The organism is Cellulomonas sp. P2_F12 (assembly GCF_056403775.1).
In genome coordinates, this window is the sequence record NZ_JBFUEV010000009.1 from 120,939 (window position 1) to 140,489 (window position 19,551).

Below are 19,551 nucleotides of genomic sequence, written 5' to 3' on the forward strand. Positions count from 1 at the left end.
CCCGCAGGGCCGCTCTCACGCTACTGACGGACGGGGTCGTCGCAACGTGACCGCGGGACCCGCCGGACGCCGACCGACGTACAGCAGGTGGCCGGCGGTGCTCAGCACGCCCGGGTCCGCCGCGAGCGCGACCAGCCGGTCGAGCAGCCGCAGGTACGCCGTCGGCTGCTCGACGCGCAGCGCCTCGACACCGTCCTCGACGCCGGTGAGGAACCCGTGGGTCGACGCCAGGAGCACGGTGTCGAGCCCGTGCGACTCGAAGAAGGGCGCCACGGCGGACGGCTCGACGCCGTAGACGTGCGTGAAGCGTCCGGGTACGGCGTTCTCGAAGGTCCCCTCGTCGAGCAGCCGGTCCAGGAGCGCGGGGTCCGCGAGCTGCCAGCGCTCGTCGGCCAGCGAGAGCAGCCGGCGCACCGAGACGTACCGCGGCATGAGCGCGACGGCGACGAGCCCGCCGGGACGGGTCACGCGCGCGAGCTCGGAGGCGGCCTGCGCGCGGTCGTCGGCGGACGTCAGGTGGTACATCGGACCGAGCGAGAGGACGGCGTCGAACGTCCCGTCGCCCCAGCGCGAGAGGTCGCGCGCGTCGATCTCGACCACCTCGCGGACGGTGCCGGCCGGCAGCGACGACTGCGCGATCGCCAGCAGCTCGGGGGACAGGTCGGCCAGCGTGACGTCCCAGCCGAGCTCGGCCAGCCACACGGAGTACGGACCCGTGCCTCCGCCCAGGTCGAGCGCGCGGCCCGGCGCTCCCAGGTGCGGCTCGAGGAGCCGGGTGGTCAGGACGCGCTCGAGCAGCCCCTCGTCGGAGAGCAGCCTGTCGCGCTCGTGCTGACTCTTCGAGGCGTAGTACGCCCGGACCGCCTCGACGTCCATCACGGCCGCGTCGCGAGCGCGAGCACGCCCCATCCGAGGTACGGCCGCCGGTAGGTGACGTACTGCAGGGGAGCCGTCGACAGCTCCTCGCGGAAGGCCGGCGCCAGCGGGTCGTCGGGGTGCTCGTCGAGGAACCGGCGCACGTTGAGCCACTGCGCGGCCACGTAGCGGTCCCAGCTGGCCTCGTCGGCGAGCACCATCTCGACCACGTCCCAGCCGGCGTCCTGCACCCGCGAGACCAGGCCGGGCAGCGTGTCGAAGTCGCCGATCAGCGCGCGGGCCTCCGCCGGCGTCCCGGAGCGCCAGAACGGCTCGCCGACCAGCGCGATCCCGCCCGGCTTCAGCGACCGTCCGAGCAGCGCCAGGGTGCCGACGACGCCGTCGCCGATCCAGGTAGCGCCGACGCAGGACGCCACGTCGACCGGCGTGGCGGAGGTGTAGTCGGACGCGTCGGCGAGCACCACGTCCACGTCGACGCCGAGCGCGACCGCCCTCGCACGCGCCGCCTCGACGAACGCCGGGTTGAGGTCCACGCCCGTGCCGACGGTGCCGTGGTCTCGCGCCCAGGTGCACAGCAGCTCGCCCTTGCCGCACGCGAGGTCGAGCACGGACGCGCCGGGTTCGAGGTGCAGCGCGCGGCCCAGGGTCGCCAGCTGCTCGTCGGTGTACGGGTCGAGGATCCGGTGGGAGCGTTCGCGGATCGCGTGGTACCGGAGTGCGTCGGTCATGCGCCGGACGCTACGACCGAGCAGCGGCCCGGGCGAGACCATTACTCGGATGACCGGGGCAAGTGCCAGAGTGGCGGGCATGGCTGCTGGCAGACGACTCGTCCCCGCGCTGGTCTACGCCGCGCTCGCGGCCGCGATCATCAGCTCGCTCGGACTGCTGCTCGTCCCCACGATCGCCGCGGCGTTCGGCGTCTCGGTCAGCACCGCGCAGTGGACGCTGACCATCAACCTGCTGGTCGGAGCCATCGCCACGCCGGTCCTCGGGCGGCTGAGCGACGGACCCCACAAGAAGCGGATCCTGCTGGTCACGCTCGGGGTGATCCTGGTGGGCTCGGTGCTGGCGGCGACGGCGCAGTCGTTCGGCGTGCTGCTCGTCGGGCGCGCGCTGCAGGGCCTCTCGTACGCGATCACCCCGATGACGATCGCGCTCGCGCGCCGCTACTCGCCGCCCGAGAAGGTCCAGGCGGGGATCGCGTCGCTGTCCGTCACGGTCGCCACGGGGATCGGCCTGGGCTACCCGCTGACCGGGATCATCGCCGACTCGTTCGACTGGCGCTGGGCGTTCTGGTTCGCGGCGGCGTTCGTCGTGTCGGCCGTCGTGGTCGTGCTGGTGACCGTGCCGGCCGGGCCCGACGACCGCGGGCTCCGGCAACCGTTCGACACGCTCGGGGCGGCCCTGCTCGGGGTAGGGCTCGCGGCGCTGCTGCTCGGGATCAGCGAGGGGCCGAACTGGGGCTGGGGCTCGGCCACGACGCTGGGAGTCCTGGCCGCCGCGATCGTCGTGCTCGCCGTCTGGGTCGGGCGCGAGCTCGCCACGGACCACCCCCTCATCCGGCTCGACCTGCTGCGCCGCCCGGACGTGCTGCTGGCCAACGCCACCGCGCTGAGCATCGGCATGTCGATGTACATCGGCGTCTCGGTCATCAGCCTCGTCGCGCAGGCGCCGACATCGACCGGGTACGGCGTCGGGCTGCCGCTGTTCTGGGCCGGGTTCGTCATGCTCCCGATCTCCGTCGGCAGCCAGCTGGCCAGCCGCGTCGCCCGTGCCCAGGCGCACCGCGTGAGCTTCACGATGCTGCTCCCGATCGGCGCCGCGTTCGTCACGCTCGCCAACGTGCTGCTGCTGGTCGCGCACGACCAGCTGTGGGAGCTGCTGGCGGGCATGCTGCTGATCGGGATCGGCATCGGCACCACCTACGCGGCCATGCCGGGCCTCATAGCCCGCGGGGTGGTCGCGCAGGAGCTGGGCAGCGCGGTCTCGTTCAACCAGGTGCTGCGGACCGTCGGCGGGTCGGTGGGTGCGGCCGTGGCCGGTGCCGTCATCGCCAGCCACCTGGGCCCGGACCTGCACCCGACCGCCGACGGGATCGAGCTGACCTTCGTGATCAGCTCGATCGCGTGCGCCCTCGTGTTCCTCGGGCTGGCCACGCACGCGGTGCTCTCCGTCCGGCGGGCGCGTCGCACGGCCGTGCACCTGGCGGACGTCGTCCACGAGATCCAGGAGCACGAGCCGCACGACGAGCCGTCGCCGGAGCGCGACGAGGTCTTCGACGCGCCCTGAGCGGCTCACATGTCGCGGTAGCGGACCGCCTTCGCCAGCGCCGCGCGCATGCCGTCGGCGTCGTACGGCTGCACGTAGGCCGCGGTGTCGCGCTGGGCGCGCCAGCCCTCGGCCAGCTCGCCGGCGTCGACCACGTCGAAGCCGAACTGGTCGATGAGCGCCGAGACCGTCGCCTTGGCGTCGGTGTCGTCGCCCGCGATCGAGAGCGCACGACGGTTCGGGGTCCCGGCCGGCACGCCCTGCGAGCCGAGGTCGCTGAACATGATGTTGTTGAACGCCTTGACCACGTGCGAGGCGGGCAGGTGGCTCTGCAGCAGCTCGGAGACGGTGGTCGACTCGTTGTCGAGGGCCTCGATCTGGCCGTCGCGCTGCGGGTAGTAGTTGTTGGTGTCGATGACGACCTTGCCGACGAGGGGCTGCACGGGGACGTCCGGGACGTTCTTGGTCGGGATGGTCACGACGACGATGTCGCCGGCGGACGCGGCCTCGGCCGGGGTGCCCGCCCGCGCCCGGTCGCCCAGCTGCTGGACGAGGTCGGTGAGGGTCTCCGGCCCGCGGGAGTTGCTGACGACGACGTCGTAGCCGTGGTCGATCGCGAGCTGGGCCAGGGTGCCGCCGATGTGTCCGGCGCCGATGAATCCGATGGTGGTCATGGGCAGCGCAACCTGTGCGTCGGCGTACCTGTTCCCGCGTAGCCTCGGCGAGTGACCCGTTCCACACCGCACCCGTGGCACGGCACGCCCGTTTCCGGTGCCCCGACCGTCGTCGTCGGCGTGATCCCGGCGCAGAAGCCGGTGGTGGTGCACCGGGCGGCGTCGCTGGCGCGGTCGATGGGCGCCGACCTGCTCTGCGTCTGGTCCGACCCCGCGCGCAGCTTCGTCGCCGAGGAGCCCGACGGCACGTTGGTCACCACGCCGCTGGACCCGGACCACGCCGACAGCACCGAGGGCGACGGCGTCGCGGAGACCGCCCTGGCGGCCGAGCTGGAGCGCAGCCTCGAGGGCGCGGACGTCGCCTGGCGGTTCGTCTACACGGTCGGCGAGGCGTCGCGCGCGCTGGCCCGGGTCGCCGCGGGGTCGGGTGCGGTCCTGCTCGTCATCGGGAGCCGCCGGCCCGGCCTGGGCGGCTGGATGAACCACCTCATCGGCGGCTCGACCGCCGGGCACCTCGCGCACACCCAGTCGCTGCCGGTCACGATCGTCCCCCAGAGCCCGGAGGAGCCTTCGTGACCCGACCGGCGCACCTCGACCCGCGCCTCGTCGCGGTCGTCGCGCTCGGCGGTGCCGTGGGGACGACGGCGCGCTGGGCGCTGACCCAGACCGTGGGCACGTCTGCGTCCGGGTGGCCGACCGCGACGTTCGTCGAGAACCTGCTCGGCTCGTTCCTGCTCGGCGCGCTGCTCGAGGCGCTGCTGCGCCGCGGGTCCGAGTCGCGACGAGGGCGCGTGGTCCGGCTCGGCGCCGGGACCGGCGTGCTCGGCGGGTTCACCACGTTCAGCAGCCTGGCCATCGAGATGGAGCGGCTGCTCGCCGCCGGCCAGGTCACCATGGGTCTGCTGTACGGGGTGCTCAGCGTCGTGCTCGGCCTGCTGGCCTGCATCGCCGGGATCGCGCTGGCCGCGCGCCACCACCGCTGGCGGCACGCCTCATGACCCTGCTGCTGATCGCGGTCCTCGGCGGGGTCGGTGCGGGGACCCGCTTCGTCGTCGACGGCTCGGTGCGCAGCCGGTGGACCCGCGTCTTCCCGCTGGCCACGCTGCTGATCAACGTGTCCGGCTCGTTCCTCATCGGCCTGCTCAACGGCGCGCACCTCTACCGCGGCCTCGGTCCGACGTGGCTGGCGGTCGCCGCGACGGGGTTCTGCGGCGGCTACACCACGTTCTCCACCGCGATGGTGGAGACGGTCCGCCTGATCCAGGCCGGCGAGCTGCGGCGGGCGACCGTGAACGCCGTGGGCTCTCTCGTCCTGTGCCTGGGGGCGGCGGCCCTCGGCGTCGCCATCATGGCGCTCTGACGCACGATCGTGCTATTCATGTCTCGTGAGCAAGGGTGAGGCGACGCGGCAGGCGGTGATCGACCAGGCGGTCGAGATCGCCGGGCGTCTCGGCGTCTCCGGGCTCACCATCGGCACCCTCGCCTCCGCGACCGACATGTCGAAGAGCGGTCTCTACGCCCACTTCCGCTCCAAGGAGGCGCTCCAGCTCGCCGTCCTGGCTGCCGCGCGCGAGCACTTCGTCGACCAGGTGATCCGGCCCGCCCTGGCCGCTCCCCGCGGCGAGCAGCGGGTGCGGGTGCTGTTCGAGCGCTGGCTGACCACGTCGTCGTCGGGCGCGGCCGGCTGCCTGTTCGTCTCGGCCGCGACCGAGTTCGACGACCAGCCCGGGCCCGTCCGGGACCAGCTGGTCCGCGACCACTGGGACCTGCAGGACACGCTCGCGCAGGTGTACCGCTCGGGCGCGAAGGACGGGGCGTTCCGCGACGACCTGGCCCCCGAGCAGTTCGCGCACGACATGCACGGGCTGCTGCTGGCCCACTTCCACGCGCACCGGCTGCTGCACGACCCGGCCTCCGAGTCCCGCACCCGGTTCGCCTTCGAGCGGCTGATGCAGTCGCTCCTGCGCACGGACTGATCCGCACCGAAGGAGTTCGCCATGACCCAGTCGTCGGCCGAAAAAAGCACGACCGTTCGTACGCAGTTGCCCCCGGTCCCGCCCCTCGTCCGCGCGTCGGTCGGTGCCCTCGACCGCGTGGCGCCCGAGCTCGTCGCGCGCGGCGCTCTGCGCCTGTGGTGCCGGCCCGCCCGCGCGAAGCACCGGCCGACGATCCCCGGCGGCGCCGCGTTCCGCGTCGGGCCGATCGTCGGACAGGCGTGGGGCACCGGCCCGACCGTCTACCTGGTGCACGGCTGGGGCGGCCACCGCGCGCAGCTGGCGCCGCTGGTCCAGCCCCTGGTCGACGCCGGCCTCCGGGTCGTGGCCTACGACTCCCCGGCGCAGGGCGACTCGGGCCCGGGGGCGCTGGGGCGTCGCCGGACCACCCTGCCCGAGATGATGGCCGCCCTCGACGCCGTGATCGCGTCGCACGGTCCGGCGCACGCGGTCGTCGGCCACTCGATGGGGGCAGCCGCGAGCGCGCTGGCGGTGCTGGACGGCACGGTCACCGACCGGCTGGTCCTGGTCACGCCCCTGGCCGACCCCAGCACCTACACCGTCGGCTTCGCGCACGCCCTCGGGTTCAGCGAGCAGACCCGGCACCGGTTCGTCGTCCGGATGGAGGCGCTCGCGGGGCGGCGGCTGGCCGACCTCGACATCCCGGTCCGCGCGGCGAACACGGCCGGCCCGCTGCCCGCGGCGCTCGTCCTCAGCGACCGGGACGACAAGGAGGCCGACCACGAGGACGGCGCCCGGATCGCCCGCGCGTGGCCCGGCGCGGAGCTGGTGGTCAGCGAGGGGCTGGGGCACCGGCGGATCCTGCGCGACGAGGAGACGATCAAGCGGATCGTGGCGCACGCGGCGAGCTAGGCGTCGTCGCTCTGCGTCAGAGCGCTCACGGGAACGGTGCACGCGTCGCCCCGCCACGCCTCGAGGCCCTCGCGCACCGCGAAGCCGGCGATGACGAGCGCCGCCACCGGGTCGGCCCAGGTCCAGCCGAGCGTGCTGCTGAGCACCAGGCCGACCAGCAGCACCGCCGAGAGGTACGCGCACAGCAGCGTCTGCTTCGAGTCCGCGACCGCCGACGACGAGCCGAGCTCGCGGCCCGTGCGGCGCTCGAACCAGGAGAACGCCGGCATGACGACCAGGCTGACGGCGGCGAGGACGATGCCCGCGGTCGAGTGCTCCGGGGTGGAGGCGCCCAGCAGCGTCCGCACGGCGTCGACGGAGACGAACAGCGCCAGACCGAAGAACGAGACCGCGATGAGCCGCAGGGCCGTGCGCTCGCGCACCTCCGGGTCCGGCGCGGTGAACTGCCAGGCGACGGCCATCGCGGACAGCACCTCGACCACCGAGTCGAGGCCGAAGGCGACCAGGGCGGACGACGACGCGGCGCGGCCCGCCCACAGGGCCACGACCGCCTCCACGACGTTGTACGTGATGGTCAGCCCGACGACCCACCGGATCCGTCGCTCCAGGATCGCCCGCCGGCTCACGAGCAGGTGCATGCGCCCGGCCCGCAGCAGGTGGGGTCGACGGCGACGACGAGCCGCAGCAGGTCGTCCAGCGCCGGCGCGAGGTGCGGGTCGGCCAGCCGGTACCAGGTGCGCCGCCCGTCGGGGATCGCCTCGACCAGGCCGCACCCGCGCAGGCAGGCGAGCTGGTTGGACATGACCTGCCGGGAGACACCGAGCGCGTCGGCCAGGTCGGACGGGCAGGCCGGTGCCTCGCGCAACGCGAGAACGACGCGGCTGCGCGTCTCGTCGGACAGTGCGTGACCGAGCCGGGCGAGCGCTGCCGTGTGCGTCAGGGTGACCGTCGCCATGGACCGACAGTACACGCAAACTTTTACTGTCTAGTTGCGTAATCATGCAATGATGGAGCGTGATCCGCGCCCTCGCCCACCCGGTGTACCGGCGGCTCTTCGCCGCGCAGGTCGTCGCGCTGGCGGGCACCGGCCTGGCAACCGTCGCCCTCGGCCTGCTGGCCTACGACCTCGCGGGCGCCGACGCGGGAGCGGTCCTCGGCACGGCCTTCGCGATCAAGATGCTCGCCTACGTGCTGGTCGCCCCGGTCGCCGCCGTCGTCGTGGCGCGGCTGCCGCGCCGGGCCGTGATGATCGGCTCGGACGTGCTGCGGCTCGTCGTCGCGCTCGCGCTGCCGTTCGTCGGCGAGGTGTGGCAGGTGTTCGTGCTGATCTTCGTGCTGCAGGCGGCGTCGGCGACGTTCACGCCGACCTTCCAGTCGGTGATCCCGCAGGTCCTCCCCGACGAGGACGACTACACCTCGGCGTTGTCGCTGTCCCGGTTGGCGTACGACCTCGAGGCGGTCCTCTCGCCCGTGCTCGCGGCCGCGCTGCTGCTCGTCGTGCCCGCGAACGCGCTGTTCGTCGGCACTGCCGCCGGGTTCGCGGGCTCCGCGCTGCTGGTGGGCTCCACCGTGCTTCCGCGGGGGACCGTGCCGACCTCGCCGACGCCGTTCCGCGTGCGGCTCCGGCGCGGCGCGGAGCTCCTCGTGCGGACGCCCGCGCTGCGACCGGTGCTCGCGCTGAACCTCGTCGTCGCGGCGGCGGGCGCGTTCGTGCTGGTGCAGACCGTGGTGATCGTGCGGAGCGTGTTCGGTCTGGGCGACGGGGCGGTCGCGTTGGTCCTCGCGGCCAACGGGCTCGGGTCGATGGCCGCGGCACTCTCGCTCCCGCGCGTGCTGCGCCTACTCCCCGAGCGGCCGGTCATGCTCGGCGGCGCGGTCGTGCTCTGCGTCGCGACGGCCGCTGTGCCGCTCGCGCTGCACGTCGGCGTCGTCGCGGTCTGCGTGCTGTGGGTGCTCGTCGGGGTCGGGTGGGCGTGCGTCGAGACCCCGGTCGGGCGCCTGATCCGACGCGAGGTGTCCGAGGACGACCTCCCCGCCGCGTTCGCCGCGCAGTTCTCGCTGTCGCACGCCTGCTGGTTGCTCACCTACCCGCTGGCCGGCTGGCTGGGTGCGGCCGGACTGCCCGCCGCCGCCCTCGTGCTCGCGGTCGTCGCGACGGTGGGCACGATCGTGGGCGCCGCGCTGTGGCGGACGCCGGCCAGGGTCGAGATCCTGCCATCATGACGACGATGTCCACGACGCGCCCCGACGCCGACCTCGACCACGCGGTCGACATCCTGCGCCTGCTCGCCGACCGCACGCGGCTCGCGGTCCTCGCGATGCTCGACGGCACCGAGATGTCCGTGAGCGCGATCGCCGAGGCGCTCGACCGGCCGACCCCCGCCGTCTCGCAGCATCTGGCCAAGCTCCGCGCGGGCCACCTGGTGACGGCCCGGCGCGCCGGCACGACGATCTACTACTCGCAGGCCAACGAGCACGTGTCCGCGCTGGTCACCAACGTGCTGCAGCACACCGAGCACACGCTGTACCCGGTGCCGCCGCACCACCGGTAGGTCAGAGGCGCTTCTCGACGAGGACGACGTCGCGCCACTGGTCCGCCAGGGGGCCGTATGTCATCCGGCCCAGCCGCTCGCGCGTGCCGACCACCCGGAACCCGGTCGCCGCGTGGACCGCCAGGCTGCCGGCGTTCTCGGGGAAGATCCCCGACTGCACGGTCCAGACGCCCTTCTCCCGCGCGTCGTCGAGCAGCGCCGTCAGGAGGACCCGGCCGATGCCGCGACCCTGCGCCACGGGGTCGACGTAGACCGAGTGCTCGATGACGCCGGCGTAGGCGCAGCGGTCGGAGACGGCCGAGGCGGCCGCCCAGCCGACGACCGTCCCGTCCTCGTCGAGCGCGACGAGCCGGTGGTCCGCCAACCGGCCCACGTCGAACGCCTCCCAGGTCGGCGGCGCGGACTCGAAGGTCGCGTGCCCGGTGGCGATCCCGGCGGCGTAGATCCGGTCGACGTCGGTCCAGTGCTCCGCGGTCATCGGGGCGATGCGCACCGCGCTCATGCGGCGGCGCCCGCGGCCAGGTGCACGCCGAGCTGGTGGGTGACGGCGTCGAGCGCGCCGGGGACCAGGGCGTAGTACGCCCAGACGCCGCGCTTGTCGCGGGTGATCAGGCCCGCGTCGACCAGCACCTTGAGGTGGTGGGAGACCGTCGGCTGGCTCAGTCCCACCGGCTCGGTGAGGTCGCAGACGCAGGCCTCGGCGCCGTCGTGCGCGGCGATCAGGGAGACCAGGCGCAGGCGCGTCGGGTCCGCCAGTGCCTTGAGCACCTGGGCCAGGCCGGCGGCAGCGGGCTCGCTGATCGCGTCGCGCGTCTGCGGCGTGCAGCAGGCGCGCGAGCTCGGGAGGACGGGGAGCAGATCGAGGGTCATGGCATCCATTCTGCCGCAGACATTGACAAGTGTCGATGTCTGGGACCATCGTACATATTGATGGTTGTCGATGGATGAGCGGAGAGAGACATGAACGACGTGCGTGAGCAGGTCCGGCAGCGGTACGCCCTGGCGGCGGTGCAGGTGGTCGACGAGGGGTGCTGCGGCGGGGGCTCGTGCGCCCCGGGGTCGGCCGAGGTCGACGAGAGGTTCGGCGCGGGGCTCTACGACGCGCAGGACGCGGTGACCCTCCCGGCGGAGGCGCTCGCGGCGTCGCTCGGGTGCGGCAACCCGCTCGCCGTCGCCGAGCTGCGGGCCGGTGAGCGCGTGCTCGACCTGGGCTCGGGCGGTGGCATCGACGTGCTGCTGTCCGCCCGGCGGGTCGGCCCGACCGGCTTCGCCTACGGCGTCGACATGACCGACGAGATGCTGGAGCTGGCCCGCGCGAACGCCGAGCGGGCCGGCGCGACGAACGTGGAGTTCCTCCGCGGGACCATCGAGGACCTGCCCCTGGGCGACGCCGCAGTCGACGTCGTCATCTCGAACTGCGTCGTCAACCTGTCCACCGACAAGCCCGCGGTCCTCGGCGAGGCCTTCCGCGTGCTGGTGCCGGGCGGTCGGCTCGGCATCTCGGACGTCGTCGCCGAGGACCACCTCACGCCGGAGCAGCGTGCCGAGCGCGGCTCGTTCGTCGGGTGCATCGCCGGTGCGCTGTCCCGCAGCGAGTACCTCGAGGGCCTGGCGGCGGCCGGGTTCGCCGATGCCGAGGTCACCTTCACCCACGAGGTCGCGGACGGCATGCACGGCGCGGTCGTCCGGGCCCGCAAGCCACTCGTCAGCTGACGGACCGGCGGACGGCCCACACCCCGGCGCCGACCAGCGCGACGACCGCCCCGCCGATCACGGACGCGACCGGCAGGGTCAGCGCCAGCACGACGCAGCCGGCCAGCCCGAGGACCGCCACCCACCGCGGCGGCCGCCTCTCGTCCGCCGTCATCCGCAGGGCGCTGGCGTTGGTCAGCGCGTAGTAGGTCAGCACGCCGAACGACGAGAACCCGATCGCCCCCCGCAGGTCGAGGGTGGCGACGAGGACGATCACGACGGCCGCGACCGCGAGCTCGGCCCGGTACGGGACACCGTGCCGGGGGTGCACCGCCGCCAGGAACGGCGGGAGCTCGCGGTCGCGCGCCATCGCCAGGGTCGTGCGGGACACCCCGAGGATCAGCGCGAGCAGGGCGCCGAGGGACGCGACGGCCGCGCCGACCTGCACGACCGGGCTCCACGCCGACATCGACCCCGCCTCGACCACGGCGCGCAGCGGGGCGGCTGCCGCCGCCAGCCCGTCGGCGCCGACGGCAAGCAGCGCGCTCACGCCGACGACGAGGTAGACGACCAGGACGACGCCGAGCGCGAGCGGGATGGCCCGGGGGATCGTGCGCTGCGGCTCGACCACCTCCTCGCCGAGCGTGGCGATGCGTGCGTACCCGGCGAACGCGAAGAACAGCAGGCCCGCGGACTGCAGGATGCCGCGCAGGTCGCCGCCGGGGAACGGGGCCAGGTTGTCGGGCGTGGCGGGGCCCCCGGCCAGCGAGGCCACGACGACGACCGCCAGGGTCGCCAGCGTGAGCACGACGATCACCCGCGTGACCAGGACGGACTTCTGCACGCCGCGGTAGTTGAGGGCGGTGAGCGCGACGACCGCGAGGATGCCGACCGGCCGCGCGTGCCCGGGCGCCGCGTAGGACGCGAAGGTCAGGGCCATCGCCGCACAGCTGGCCGTCTTGCCGACGACGAACGACCACCCCGCCTGGAACCCCCAGAACGGGCCGAGGCGGCGACGCGCGTAGACGTAGGTGCCGCCGGACTCGGGGTGCACCGCCGCGAGCCGGGCCGACGAGGTGGCGTTGCAGAACGCGACCACGGCCGCGAGCCCGAGCCCGATGAGCAGACCCGATCCCGCGGCCTGTGCCGCCGGGCCGAACGCCGCGAAGACCCCGGCGCCCAGCATCGCGCCGAGCCCGACGACGACCGCGTCGGCAACCCCGAGCCGTCGGACGAGCGCGGTCACGCGGGGACGGGTGTCACGCCCAGCTCGGCGAGGAGCACGAGGATCCGGCCGCGGATCTCGTCGCGGATCGGGCGCACGGACTCGATGCCCTGCCCGGCGGGGTCCTCGAGCACCCAGTCCTCGTACCGCTTGCCGGGGAAGTACGGGCACGCATCGCCGCAGCCCATGGTCACCACGACGTCGGAGGCCTGCACCGCCTCGGTGGTCAGCACCTTGGGCTGCTCGGCGCGGATGTCGATGCCGACCTCCGCCATGGCGTCCACGGCGACGGCGTTGACCTTGTCGGCGGGCATCGACCCGGCGGACCGGACCTCGACGGCGCCGCCCGACAGCGCGGTGAGGAACCCCGCGGCCATCTGGGACCGGCCGGCGTTGTGGACGCACACGAACAGGACGCTGGGCTTGGTCATGACTCTCCAGGGATGTCGAGGGACTCGAGCAGGGCACGGACGCGGGTGTCGATGTCGGCGCGGATCGCCGCGACGCCGTCGGGGGAGGCGAGGGCCGGGTCGCCGACGGCCCAGTCCTCGTAGCGGATCCCGGGGTAGACCGGGCAGACGTCGCCGCAGCCCATCGTCACGACGACGTCGGCGGCGCGGACGGCGTCGTCGGTCAGGGGCTTGGGGAAGCCGTCGGCCCCCAGCGCCTCCAGCTCCGGGCGGACGTGGGTGTGGATGAGTGCCGCGGGCCGCGACCCGGCCGAGCGGGCCAGGACCGACGGGCCCGCGTGGTGCTCGAGCAGGGCGGCGGCCAGCTGCGACCGTCCGGCGTTGGCGACGCAGACGAACAGCACGCGCGGGACGGTCGCCCCGCCCTCGATCCGTACCAGGTCGTCCAGGCGCTGGCGGGCGAACCGCTGCGTGAGCCCGACCAGCTGCGTCCGCAGGCCGCCGGTCCGCGCGAGGGCCGTCGCGGAGTCGCGGACGACGTCCCGGACGCGAGCCGGGTCGATCGTCGGGTACCGCGGCGCGAGGTCGGCGGCGACCTCGTCGAGACGGTGGTCGAGGTCGGGCAGCGCTTCGGCGGGCCGCGCGTCGACCGCGGTGAACGCCTCCAGCACCGCCCGCACGGCGTCGCGGTGCTCGGGCGCGATCCGGTACCAGACCCACGTCCCGCGCCGCTCGGACGTGACCAGCCCGACGTCCTTGAGCACCTTGAGGTGGTGCGAGACCGTCGGCTGCGACACGGCGGTGAGCTCGCTGATGTCGAGCACGCACGCCTCGCCGGTCGGGCTGGCGGCGATGAGCGACAGGGCGCGCAGGCGGAGCGGGTCGGCGAGGGCCTTCAGCGCGCGGGCGACGTCCTCGGCCGCCGGCGCACTCATGGCTGTCGTCGCGGTCACCTGCCTATATTGAATTACTTCGATGCAGCGGTCAAACCCCCACGGTCAGCGCCGCGGTGTACCCCTCGCCGGCGGACCCGCTCATCGACGCGATCTGGTGGATCCCGCCGTCGTCGCCGAACACCATGTCCGACGCGAGGCTCACCTGCGCGAGGTTCTGCACCGACTGCTCGTACCCGTCGGTGGCGTAGACGGCCGTGCACGTCTCCTTCGGCAGCGCGATCTGCGAGGTCGTGACGATGGGCCCGCTCGCGACGGCGTCGTCGATGCTGCCGTAGACCTCGAAGTGGATGTGCGGCCACCGGCCCGAGTAGCAGGCCGGGAAGATCGACGTGAACGTCGCCGTCCCGTCGGCGTCGACCGCCTGCACGCCGCGCAGGTAGTTCACGTCGGCCAGCCCGTCCCCGTACAGCGAGTAGGCGCCGGAGCGGTCGCAGTGCCAGATGTAGACCGCGGCGCCCGTCATCGCGTCGCCGGTCGTCGCGTCGCGCACGGTGAGCTGGACGGTCAGGGGAACACCCTCGGCGGTGACCTTCGACGAGCCGAAGCTGGACCGGATGTCGCTGCGCACGATCCCCGAGTCGTCCAGCACGTTCACGCCGTTCGACCCGTCGCCGGGGAACGGGCCGGCGGTCTCGTCGGGAACCTCGGACAGCGAGGTGGTCGGGCTGTCCCCGCACGCCGCCAGCAGCACCGCGGCGCTGACGCCGCCGAACAGCCCGAGCACCTGCCGACGGTCGATCAGCGTGCGCACGTCGTAGACCAGACCGCGGTCGTCCTCGTCGAGCTCGCGGCCGCGCGCGTCGAGCCAGCGTCGTGTCATGCACACCAGTCTCGGCGCGACCCCTGTGTGCACGCTGTGCTCAGGTGCCGGGCCGCATCTGCCGATCCGTCGATGAACCCCAGCGGCCGAAGGAGTGCAGTGCGCGGAGCATGGACCGGCGTCGTCGTGGCCGCGGCGTTGCTGCTGTCGGCGTGCCGGCCCCTCGACGTCGAGAGCCAGCCCGTCCGGTCCGAGGCGCCCTCCGTGGCCGCGCCCGTGGCGTCCCCGAGCGCGCCCGGGGTCGACGCCAACGTCGAGGCCCGGTGGGTCCAGGCCTACGACGCCGCGTACCACGCGATGGAGTACGTGCTCGAGCCCGAGGACCTGGCGTGGATCGCGCGCACGTGGGGCACGGCGGTGACCACGGAGTTCGGCCAGGGCGACGTCACGGCGGACCCGGCTCTCTTCGCGCCGTGGACCGACGAGTGGGGCTGGACGCCGATGCTCGACAACGACGTGGAGGTGGTGGGCGGCGACCCGGCCGCGGTCCGCGCCGGGCTCGAGGCGGCGGCGGCCCGGATCTTCATGGTCGACGCGGAGGGCGTGGAGCACCCGGCCTCGCAGCTCGAGGACCCCGCGGTCGAGGAGACGTTGATCGTGGCCTACGTCAGCGGGGTCGACGACGACGGCGCCGGCCTCGGCTACTCCATCGACACCCAGGGCGCCGGCTACCCCGAGGCGGCGCGCACCATGATGACGATCCTGGTCGAGGAGCTCGAGAGGGCCGGCGTCCACGGCGCCCGCCTGGTGCCGATCCCCGACGCCGCCTGACCGGTCCTCACGCCGGCGCGGGCGCGTCCTGCTCGTCGGTGTGCGCCACGTGCCGCAGCTCGTGCCAGATGAGCACGACGAAGATGGCGGACCCCACGAACGCGAACCAGAACGGCGCCGTCACGCCGTACCGCTGTGCGAGCACCCCACCGATCGCCGCGCCGACCACCAGCCCGCCGAACACCCCGACCAGGTTCACGCTGCCGACGCGCCCCTGCAGCTCCGTCGGCACCGCCCGCTGCCGGATGGTCACCGACGTGGTCCCCCACACGAACGCGTGCGCCCCGAAGACGAAGAAGACGAGCAGCGCGAACCAGGCCGTGGTCGTCAGCGCCAGCGCGAGGTGGGTGAGCGTCTCGACGATGAGCCCGATCCGCATGAGGTTCGCCAGGCTGACCCGTCGCGTGATCCACCCGTACGAGACGGTGCCGACGAGCCCACCGAGCGCCCCGACGGTCGTGATGAGCCCGAACCCGATCGCGCCGAGCCCGAGGTGCTCCCGCGCGTAGAGGACGAGCACGGACCACGCCGCTCCGAACGTCACGTTGAAGATCAGGATGGTCAGCACGAGCGTCCGCACCGCGGCGTGGTGCCGCACCCAGCGGACGCCCTCGGCGATGTCGTGGCGGATGTGGGTGTCGGGCCGCTCGCTGCGGTGCGGCGGGAGCGCGATCCGGGAGATCAGCACCGCTCCGGCGGCCACCAGGATCGCCTCGGCGGCGAACGGGAGCGCCTGTCCGGCGGCGAACAGGAACGCGCCGAGAGGCGGGCCCACCAGCTGGTTCACCGTGACGAACCCGGCCTGGATCCGGCTGTTGGCCAGGGCGAGGTCGTCGCGCTTGACCAGCATCGGGACCAGGGTGCTCGACGCGTTGTCCGCGAACGTCTCGGCCGTCCCCAGCAGGAACATCGCGATCAGCACCAGCAGGATCGACGCGACGTCGGTGGCCACGGCGACCGCCAGCAGCACCAGCACGACGGTCCGCAGCGAGTCGACCAGGATCACCAGCCGCCGCCGGTCCAGCCGGTCCGTCAGCGCCCCGGCCCACAGGCCGAACACCAGCGGCGGCAACCACTGCAGCAGCGCGGCCAGGGCGACCAGGAAGGCGTCGTCGGTCCGGCTCGCGACGAGCAGCGGCCCGGCGGCGATGACGATGCCGTCGCCGAGGTTCGAGCTCCACGACGAGGCCAGCAGCCACCGGAACCTGGTGCCCAGCCGCGGGGGGACGACGACGTCGACGATCTGACTCACAAGGCCGAGACGCTAGTCGCCCGGAGCGACCCGGCGACACCACAATGCAGCGCGGTGCACCTCGTCTTCGTGCAGACGCATCACACGCGGTCCCCGGCCGCGCTGCGGTACCAGTCGACGAAGGCTTCACCCGGGACGCCGGAGCATCGGCGGAAGGCGGACCGGCGCAGGGACAACGGACGCAGGTTGAGCCAGCTGGCCTTCGGCAGCCCGGGAACACCCTGCGGCACTCGCACGTGGTCGCGGCGCGCGCTGCGGTCCTGCGACGTGAACCGGGCGACCTCGTACGTGCCGCCGTCGACGGCCAGCACGAGCACGGGCCGGTCCTTGCCGCCTGACCCGTCCTCGAACGGCACCAGCGCGAACCAGACCTCGCCCGGCCGGGGGCGCCGTCCCCGCGGGCGGAGCAACCACCCGAGCGCGAGGACGGCCGCGACGGCGCCGACGATCGCCCACGGGTGGGTCGCGGGCAGCTGGGCGATCTCGTTCATCCGCGCAGCGTAGGGGCCATAGTGGTGCCCTCCCTGCAGATCCGAGCGAAGGAGCTCCCGTGGACTGGACCCTCGAAGTCGTCGTCGTGCCGGTGAGCGACCTCGCCGCCTCCATCGCGTTCTACCGCGACCAGGTCGGGTTCGACCTGGACCACGAGACGGTGAACGAGTTCATGCACGTCGCCCAGCTGACCCCGCGCGGCTCCGGCTGCTCGATCGTGATCGGCAACCTGCCCTCGCAGTCCGAGATGGCGCCGGGCTCGCTGAAGGGGCTCCAGCTCGTGGTCGCCGACGCCGCGGCCGCCCGCGCGGAGCTGATCTCCCGTGGGGTCGAGGCCTCGGAGATCACGGTCTTCGACGAGCGCGACGGCGGAACGTTCTTCGGGTTCAGCGACCCGGACGGCAACTCGTGGGCGGTGCAGCAGCTCAAGGTCCGCGGCGAGAAGCCGCTGATCCCGCTCGACGCGCGGGGCCGGTTCGGCGCCTAGGACTCCGAGGCGAACACCCGAGGCCGCGGCGTCTCCTCCCCGTAGCCCCGTCGTCGCGCCCGCAGTGCCCGTGCCAGGAGCGCCGGCCGCAGGAGCAGCAGCGGCGATCCCATGAGGTGGTAGACGCGGGCCATCGACGCCTGCGCGAGGACGTCGCCGTGCGCGCCCAGCCGGCCGAGCTCGCGCGTCCACCGGGAGAAGAGGGCGGAGAACCGGGGCACGCGGCCGCCCGCGGCGGGATAGCGCAGGTCCTCGCTGGTGGCGATCTGCCAGGGGAGGTCGACCAGGCGGGCGAACCGCCGGAGCAGGCGTCGCGTGTGCCACCGGCCACGAACGGCCTCCCGAAGCGCGAGCGCCTCGAGCGCCGCGATGGTCACGCCCTGGCCGTACACCGGGTTGAAGGCGCAGAGCGCGTCGCCGACGACCAGCAGGCGGTCCGGCCACCCGCGCACCCGGTCGTAGTGGTGCCGCAGGTTCCCGGTCTGCCGGTGCAGAGCGACCTCGGCGGACGGGTCGCCGACGAGGGAGGCCAGGGCCGGGTCGGGGAGCGAGGCGAGGGATCCGACGAATGCCGCGTGGTCCCGCCCGGGCCGACGGTCACCGGACCCGACCGCGCAGACGAGCCAACGGTCGCCCTCGACCGGCAGCGCGAGGCCGCCGGAGCGCTCGGGCGTCTGGAGCACCACGATCCCGTCGACGACGACGGTCCCCATCGGCACCTGCACCTCCGCCGTCGCGTATCCCACGCGCGCGTCGACCTGGGTGGTCCGCGCAGGTCGCACACCCAGCGCCTCCAGCCAGTGTGGGAGCCGCGAGGACCGACCCGACGCGTCCACCACGAGGTCGGCCGGGACCGGTTCGCCGTCCTCGGTGTCGACGAACCACCGCGGCCCGCCGGACGGACCCCGGCGCAGCCCCTTCACCACCGTGCCGTCCCGCACCTCGACGCCCGGCAGGCCGAGCACCCGGCGCCGCACCACGTGCTCGAACAGCGGCCGGGTCGCGGACACGATCCCGTACTGCTCCGCGCGCGGCGCCCACCCCGACTCGCCCAGCCAGGCCAGGTGCCCGGTGTCCAGCGGCACGGCACCGGACGCCCGCAGGTCGGCGTCGACCCCCGGCAGCAGCTCCTCGATCGCGAGCAGCCCGCGGTGCAGGAACACGTGCGGCTGCCGCCCCTGCGGGACGCCCTTGCGCGGCCCGGGGGCGTCGGGCAGCACGTCGCGCTCGAGCACGACGACCGTCCGGCCTGCGCCGGCGAGCGCCGCGGCGGCGAGCGTGCCGGCGAGGCTGCCGCCGACCACCACCACCCGACGGATCTCGTCCCGATCGCGCATGCCGCCTCCCCCCGGGGACCAGCATGGCGCGGGACGGGGGCGGTGGGCAGTGCCCTGCGGCGATTCGGGCCGCCGGGACGGGGGGCGCGGCGGTCCTCGCCGTCGTCGCACCGGCGTACGGTCAGCGGGTGAGGAACCGCGCGTGACCAGCACCGTCGTGATGAGGACGCTCAGCGGGCTGCATCGTGCGCTCGTGAAGGTGAGCCGTGGCAGGTTCGGCGGCGACCTGCTCGGGTTGCCGTCCCTGGAGCTCACGACCGTCGGTCGCCGCTCGGGCAAGGCTCGGGTCTCGATGCTGACGGCGCCGCTGCAGATCGGGCCGGCGCTCGTGGTCGTCGCGTCGGCCGGGGGCGACGACCGTCACCCCTCGTGGTTCCTCAACCTGCGCGACCACCCGCAGGTGCAGGTCGCGGTCTCGGGCGGCCGGCCGACGCCCATGCTGGCGAGGGTGGCGACGCCCACGGAGCGTGAGGAGCTCTGGCCCCGGGTCACCGCCGCGCTCGCGAACTACGCCGAGTACCAGGAGCGGACGTCGCGCGTGATCCCGCTCGTCTTCCTGGAGCCTGCCGCTCACCGGTGAGCGGCGGTGATCAGCCCAGCAGCGAGAGCAGCTGCCCGAACAGAGCCGACGCGCCCACGCCGATCAGGGTCCAGGCGATCATGCTGCCGCCCAGGTAGGCGGCGAAGCGCCCGTGCTCGCCGGCCGAACGTCCCCATCGCGGAGCCGGCGCCCAGCGCACGGTCTCGGACAGGTCGGCGACGCGACGCGACAGCGAGATCGGCGAGAGGGTGGGGGAGGCGGTGGCGGCGGACATGGCGTGCTCCTGGTGGGTGCTGGTTCGAGCGTCGGGATCGCCGACCTGACCATCGTC

27 protein-coding genes are annotated in these 19,551 nt (G+C 73.8%); 12 read left to right on the plus strand and 15 right to left on the minus strand.

The features are described 5' to 3' along the window. Positions 1-15 precede the first annotated feature (15 nt). Positions 16-876, minus strand: coding sequence for a class I SAM-dependent methyltransferase (locus AC1DWH_RS17120; protein WP_477094700.1), 861 nt, complete (start codon positions 874-876; stop codon positions 16-18). Next, positions 876-1,604, minus strand: coding sequence for a methyltransferase domain-containing protein (locus AC1DWH_RS17125; RefSeq protein ID WP_477094701.1), 729 nt, complete (start codon positions 1,602-1,604; stop codon positions 876-878). The genes AC1DWH_RS17120 and AC1DWH_RS17125 overlap by 1 nt, the downstream gene beginning before the upstream one ends. Before the next feature lie 79 nt (positions 1,605-1,683). Here AC1DWH_RS17125 and AC1DWH_RS17130 point away from each other — a divergent pair, with 79 nt between their 5' ends. Next, the gene (locus tag AC1DWH_RS17130; RefSeq protein ID WP_477094702.1) at positions 1,684-3,165 is read left to right on the plus strand and encodes an MFS transporter; all 1,482 of its coding nucleotides are present in this window, start codon (positions 1,684-1,686) and stop codon (positions 3,163-3,165) included. A gap of 5 nt (positions 3,166-3,170) precedes the next feature. Here the strand turns inward: AC1DWH_RS17130 and AC1DWH_RS17135 are convergent, their stop codons facing one another. Beyond that, entirely contained in the window at positions 3,171-3,818 is a 648-nt protein-coding gene (locus AC1DWH_RS17135; protein ID WP_477094703.1) for an NADPH-dependent F420 reductase, read from the minus strand. A 51-nt stretch (positions 3,819-3,869) separates the two neighbouring features. Between AC1DWH_RS17135 and AC1DWH_RS17140 the strand changes: the two genes are divergently transcribed. The 5 genes from AC1DWH_RS17140 to AC1DWH_RS17160 are packed head-to-tail and all read left to right on the plus strand — an operon-like array spanning position 3,870 to position 6,685. Beyond that, positions 3,870-4,394 (plus strand): universal stress protein, encoded by a 525-nt coding sequence (locus AC1DWH_RS17140; RefSeq protein ID WP_477094704.1) that lies wholly within the window; start codon positions 3,870-3,872, stop codon positions 4,392-4,394. Then, positions 4,391-4,816: a fluoride efflux transporter FluC gene (locus AC1DWH_RS17145; protein ID WP_477094705.1), complete on the plus strand. Its 426-nt coding sequence runs from the start codon at positions 4,391-4,393 to the stop codon at positions 4,814-4,816. Before AC1DWH_RS17140 ends, AC1DWH_RS17145 begins: the two co-directional genes overlap by 4 nt. Then, complete coding sequence (locus tag AC1DWH_RS17150) at positions 4,813-5,178, plus strand: fluoride efflux transporter FluC (protein ID WP_477094706.1); 366 nt, start codon at positions 4,813-4,815, stop codon at positions 5,176-5,178. The genes AC1DWH_RS17145 and AC1DWH_RS17150 overlap by 4 nt, the downstream gene beginning before the upstream one ends. A 25-nt stretch (positions 5,179-5,203) precedes the next feature. Beyond that, positions 5,204-5,794 carry a TetR/AcrR family transcriptional regulator gene (locus tag AC1DWH_RS17155; RefSeq protein ID WP_477094707.1) on the plus strand — a complete coding sequence of 197 codons (591 nt, stop codon included), beginning with the start codon at positions 5,204-5,206 and terminating at the stop codon, positions 5,792-5,794. Positions 5,795-5,815: 21 nt separating this feature from the next. Beyond that, the gene (locus tag AC1DWH_RS17160; protein ID WP_477094708.1) at positions 5,816-6,685 is read left to right on the plus strand and encodes an alpha/beta fold hydrolase; all 870 of its coding nucleotides are present in this window, start codon (positions 5,816-5,818) and stop codon (positions 6,683-6,685) included. Here the strand turns inward: AC1DWH_RS17160 and AC1DWH_RS17165 are convergent. Together AC1DWH_RS17165 and AC1DWH_RS17170 are read right to left on the minus strand one after the other, a co-directional pair. Further along, the gene (locus AC1DWH_RS17165) at positions 6,682-7,323 is read right to left on the minus strand and encodes a cation diffusion facilitator family transporter (RefSeq protein WP_477094709.1); all 642 of its coding nucleotides are present in this window, start codon (positions 7,321-7,323) and stop codon (positions 6,682-6,684) included. The two genes, AC1DWH_RS17160 and AC1DWH_RS17165, sit on opposite strands and share 4 nt — an antisense overlap. Then, positions 7,308-7,640, minus strand: a complete 333-nt coding sequence (locus AC1DWH_RS17170; RefSeq protein WP_477094710.1) for an ArsR/SmtB family transcription factor — start codon at positions 7,638-7,640, stop codon at positions 7,308-7,310. The genes AC1DWH_RS17165 and AC1DWH_RS17170 overlap by 16 nt, the downstream gene beginning before the upstream one ends. Positions 7,641-7,699: 59 nt before the next feature. On the opposite strand from AC1DWH_RS17170, the gene AC1DWH_RS17175 reads away from it, so the two are divergent. Beyond that, positions 7,700-8,908 carry an MFS transporter gene (locus AC1DWH_RS17175; RefSeq protein WP_477094711.1) on the plus strand — a complete coding sequence of 403 codons (1,209 nt, stop codon included), beginning with the start codon at positions 7,700-7,702 and terminating at the stop codon, positions 8,906-8,908. Positions 8,909-8,913: 5 nt separating this feature from the next. Beyond that, positions 8,914-9,237 (plus strand): ArsR/SmtB family transcription factor, encoded by a 324-nt coding sequence (locus AC1DWH_RS17180; protein ID WP_477094712.1) that lies wholly within the window; start codon positions 8,914-8,916, stop codon positions 9,235-9,237. Between the two features lies 1 nt (position 9,238). On the opposite strand, the gene AC1DWH_RS17185 is transcribed toward AC1DWH_RS17180, so the two are convergent. Together AC1DWH_RS17185 and AC1DWH_RS17190 are read right to left on the minus strand one after the other, a co-directional pair. Beyond that, positions 9,239-9,739 (minus strand): N-acetyltransferase family protein, encoded by a 501-nt coding sequence (locus AC1DWH_RS17185; RefSeq protein ID WP_477094713.1) that lies wholly within the window; start codon positions 9,737-9,739, stop codon positions 9,239-9,241. Continuing rightward, complete coding sequence (locus AC1DWH_RS17190; protein ID WP_477094714.1) at positions 9,736-10,107, minus strand: ArsR/SmtB family transcription factor; 372 nt, start codon at positions 10,105-10,107, stop codon at positions 9,736-9,738. The genes AC1DWH_RS17185 and AC1DWH_RS17190 overlap by 4 nt, the downstream gene beginning before the upstream one ends. A 90-nt stretch (positions 10,108-10,197) precedes the next feature. Between AC1DWH_RS17190 and arsM the strand changes: the two genes are divergently transcribed. Next, on the plus strand, positions 10,198-10,950 hold the full coding sequence (gene arsM / locus AC1DWH_RS17195; protein ID WP_477094715.1) for an arsenite methyltransferase: 753 nt from the start codon (positions 10,198-10,200) through the stop codon (positions 10,948-10,950). Here the strand turns inward: arsM and AC1DWH_RS17200 are convergent. From AC1DWH_RS17200 to AC1DWH_RS17215, 4 genes are read right to left on the minus strand one after another with little or no spacing between them, the layout of a single operon-like run. Beyond that, positions 10,943-12,175 (minus strand): APC family permease, encoded by a 1,233-nt coding sequence (locus tag AC1DWH_RS17200; RefSeq protein WP_477094716.1) that lies wholly within the window; start codon positions 12,173-12,175, stop codon positions 10,943-10,945. The genes arsM and AC1DWH_RS17200 overlap by 8 nt on opposite strands. Next, positions 12,172-12,585, minus strand: a complete 414-nt coding sequence (locus AC1DWH_RS17205; protein WP_477094717.1) for an arsenate reductase ArsC — start codon at positions 12,583-12,585, stop codon at positions 12,172-12,174. The genes AC1DWH_RS17200 and AC1DWH_RS17205 overlap by 4 nt, the downstream gene beginning before the upstream one ends. Continuing rightward, complete coding sequence (locus AC1DWH_RS17210) at positions 12,582-13,499, minus strand: metalloregulator ArsR/SmtB family transcription factor (RefSeq protein WP_456844978.1); 918 nt, start codon at positions 13,497-13,499, stop codon at positions 12,582-12,584. Before AC1DWH_RS17210 ends, AC1DWH_RS17205 begins: the two co-directional genes overlap by 4 nt. Before the next feature lie 49 nt (positions 13,500-13,548). After that, positions 13,549-14,340: a dioxygenase family protein gene (locus tag AC1DWH_RS17215; protein ID WP_477094718.1), complete on the minus strand. Its 792-nt coding sequence runs from the start codon at positions 14,338-14,340 to the stop codon at positions 13,549-13,551. Positions 14,341-14,439: 99 nt separating this feature from the next. Here AC1DWH_RS17215 and AC1DWH_RS17220 point away from each other — a divergent pair, with 99 nt between their 5' ends. Then, positions 14,440-15,111 carry a hypothetical protein gene (locus AC1DWH_RS17220; protein WP_477094719.1) on the plus strand — a complete coding sequence of 224 codons (672 nt, stop codon included), beginning with the start codon at positions 14,440-14,442 and terminating at the stop codon, positions 15,109-15,111. A 7-nt stretch (positions 15,112-15,118) separates the two neighbouring features. Here AC1DWH_RS17220 and AC1DWH_RS17225 read toward each other — a convergent pair whose 3' ends face one another. Next, positions 15,119-16,363 carry an MFS transporter gene (locus AC1DWH_RS17225; protein ID WP_477094720.1) on the minus strand — a complete coding sequence of 415 codons (1,245 nt, stop codon included), beginning with the start codon at positions 16,361-16,363 and terminating at the stop codon, positions 15,119-15,121. Positions 16,364-16,443: 80 nt separating this feature from the next. Continuing rightward, entirely contained in the window at positions 16,444-16,854 is a 411-nt protein-coding gene (locus AC1DWH_RS17230; protein ID WP_456844474.1) for a type II toxin-antitoxin system PemK/MazF family toxin, read from the minus strand. Between the two features lie 59 nt (positions 16,855-16,913). Here AC1DWH_RS17230 and AC1DWH_RS17235 point away from each other — a divergent pair, with 59 nt between their 5' ends. Beyond that, positions 16,914-17,342: a VOC family protein gene (locus tag AC1DWH_RS17235; protein ID WP_456844475.1), complete on the plus strand. Its 429-nt coding sequence runs from the start codon at positions 16,914-16,916 to the stop codon at positions 17,340-17,342. Here AC1DWH_RS17235 and AC1DWH_RS17240 read toward each other — a convergent pair. Continuing rightward, positions 17,339-18,679 (minus strand): NAD(P)/FAD-dependent oxidoreductase, encoded by a 1,341-nt coding sequence (locus AC1DWH_RS17240; RefSeq protein ID WP_477094721.1) that lies wholly within the window; start codon positions 18,677-18,679, stop codon positions 17,339-17,341. The two genes, AC1DWH_RS17235 and AC1DWH_RS17240, sit on opposite strands and share 4 nt — an antisense overlap. A 142-nt stretch (positions 18,680-18,821) precedes the next feature. On the opposite strand from AC1DWH_RS17240, the gene AC1DWH_RS17245 reads away from it, so the two are divergent. Then, the gene (locus AC1DWH_RS17245) at positions 18,822-19,259 is read left to right on the plus strand and encodes a nitroreductase/quinone reductase family protein (RefSeq protein WP_477094722.1); all 438 of its coding nucleotides are present in this window, start codon (positions 18,822-18,824) and stop codon (positions 19,257-19,259) included. Between the two features lie 10 nt (positions 19,260-19,269). Here the strand turns inward: AC1DWH_RS17245 and AC1DWH_RS17250 are convergent, their stop codons facing one another. Then, positions 19,270-19,494 (minus strand): chemotaxis protein CheW, encoded by a 225-nt coding sequence (locus AC1DWH_RS17250; RefSeq protein WP_477094723.1) that lies wholly within the window; start codon positions 19,492-19,494, stop codon positions 19,270-19,272. Between the last annotated feature and the right edge of the window lie 57 nt (positions 19,495-19,551).

Bases quoted from the DNA above. Each gene is read 5' to 3' on its own strand.
- AC1DWH_RS17120 (WP_477094700.1), bottom strand. From the start codon at position 876: ATGGACGTCGAGGCGGTCCGGGCGTACTACGCCTCGAAGAGTCAGCAC.
- AC1DWH_RS17125 (WP_477094701.1), bottom strand. From the start codon at position 1,604: ATGACCGACGCACTCCGGTACCACGCGATCCGCGAACGCTCCCACCGG.
- AC1DWH_RS17130 (WP_477094702.1), top strand. From the start codon at position 1,684: ATGGCTGCTGGCAGACGACTCGTCCCCGCGCTGGTCTACGCCGCGCTC.
- AC1DWH_RS17135 (WP_477094703.1), bottom strand. From the start codon at position 3,818: ATGACCACCATCGGATTCATCGGCGCCGGACACATCGGCGGCACCCTG.
- AC1DWH_RS17150 (WP_477094706.1), top strand. From the start codon at position 4,813: ATGACCCTGCTGCTGATCGCGGTCCTCGGCGGGGTCGGTGCGGGGACC.
- AC1DWH_RS17160 (WP_477094708.1), top strand. From the start codon at position 5,816: ATGACCCAGTCGTCGGCCGAAAAAAGCACGACCGTTCGTACGCAGTTG.
- AC1DWH_RS17165 (WP_477094709.1), bottom strand. From the start codon at position 7,323: ATGCACCTGCTCGTGAGCCGGCGGGCGATCCTGGAGCGACGGATCCGG.
- AC1DWH_RS17170 (WP_477094710.1), bottom strand. From the start codon at position 7,640: ATGGCGACGGTCACCCTGACGCACACGGCAGCGCTCGCCCGGCTCGGT.
- AC1DWH_RS17180 (WP_477094712.1), top strand. From the start codon at position 8,914: ATGTCCACGACGCGCCCCGACGCCGACCTCGACCACGCGGTCGACATC.
- AC1DWH_RS17185 (WP_477094713.1), bottom strand. From the start codon at position 9,739: ATGAGCGCGGTGCGCATCGCCCCGATGACCGCGGAGCACTGGACCGAC.
- AC1DWH_RS17190 (WP_477094714.1), bottom strand. From the start codon at position 10,107: ATGACCCTCGATCTGCTCCCCGTCCTCCCGAGCTCGCGCGCCTGCTGC.
- arsM (WP_477094715.1), top strand. From the start codon at position 10,198: ATGAACGACGTGCGTGAGCAGGTCCGGCAGCGGTACGCCCTGGCGGCG.
- AC1DWH_RS17205 (WP_477094717.1), bottom strand. From the start codon at position 12,585: ATGACCAAGCCCAGCGTCCTGTTCGTGTGCGTCCACAACGCCGGCCGG.
- AC1DWH_RS17210 (WP_456844978.1), bottom strand. From the start codon at position 13,499: ATGAGTGCGCCGGCGGCCGAGGACGTCGCCCGCGCGCTGAAGGCCCTC.
- AC1DWH_RS17215 (WP_477094718.1), bottom strand. From the start codon at position 14,340: ATGACACGACGCTGGCTCGACGCGCGCGGCCGCGAGCTCGACGAGGAC.
- AC1DWH_RS17230 (WP_456844474.1), bottom strand. From the start codon at position 16,854: ATGAACGAGATCGCCCAGCTGCCCGCGACCCACCCGTGGGCGATCGTC.
- AC1DWH_RS17240 (WP_477094721.1), bottom strand. From the start codon at position 18,679: ATGCGCGATCGGGACGAGATCCGTCGGGTGGTGGTGGTCGGCGGCAGC.
- AC1DWH_RS17250 (WP_477094723.1), bottom strand. From the start codon at position 19,494: ATGTCCGCCGCCACCGCCTCCCCCACCCTCTCGCCGATCTCGCTGTCG.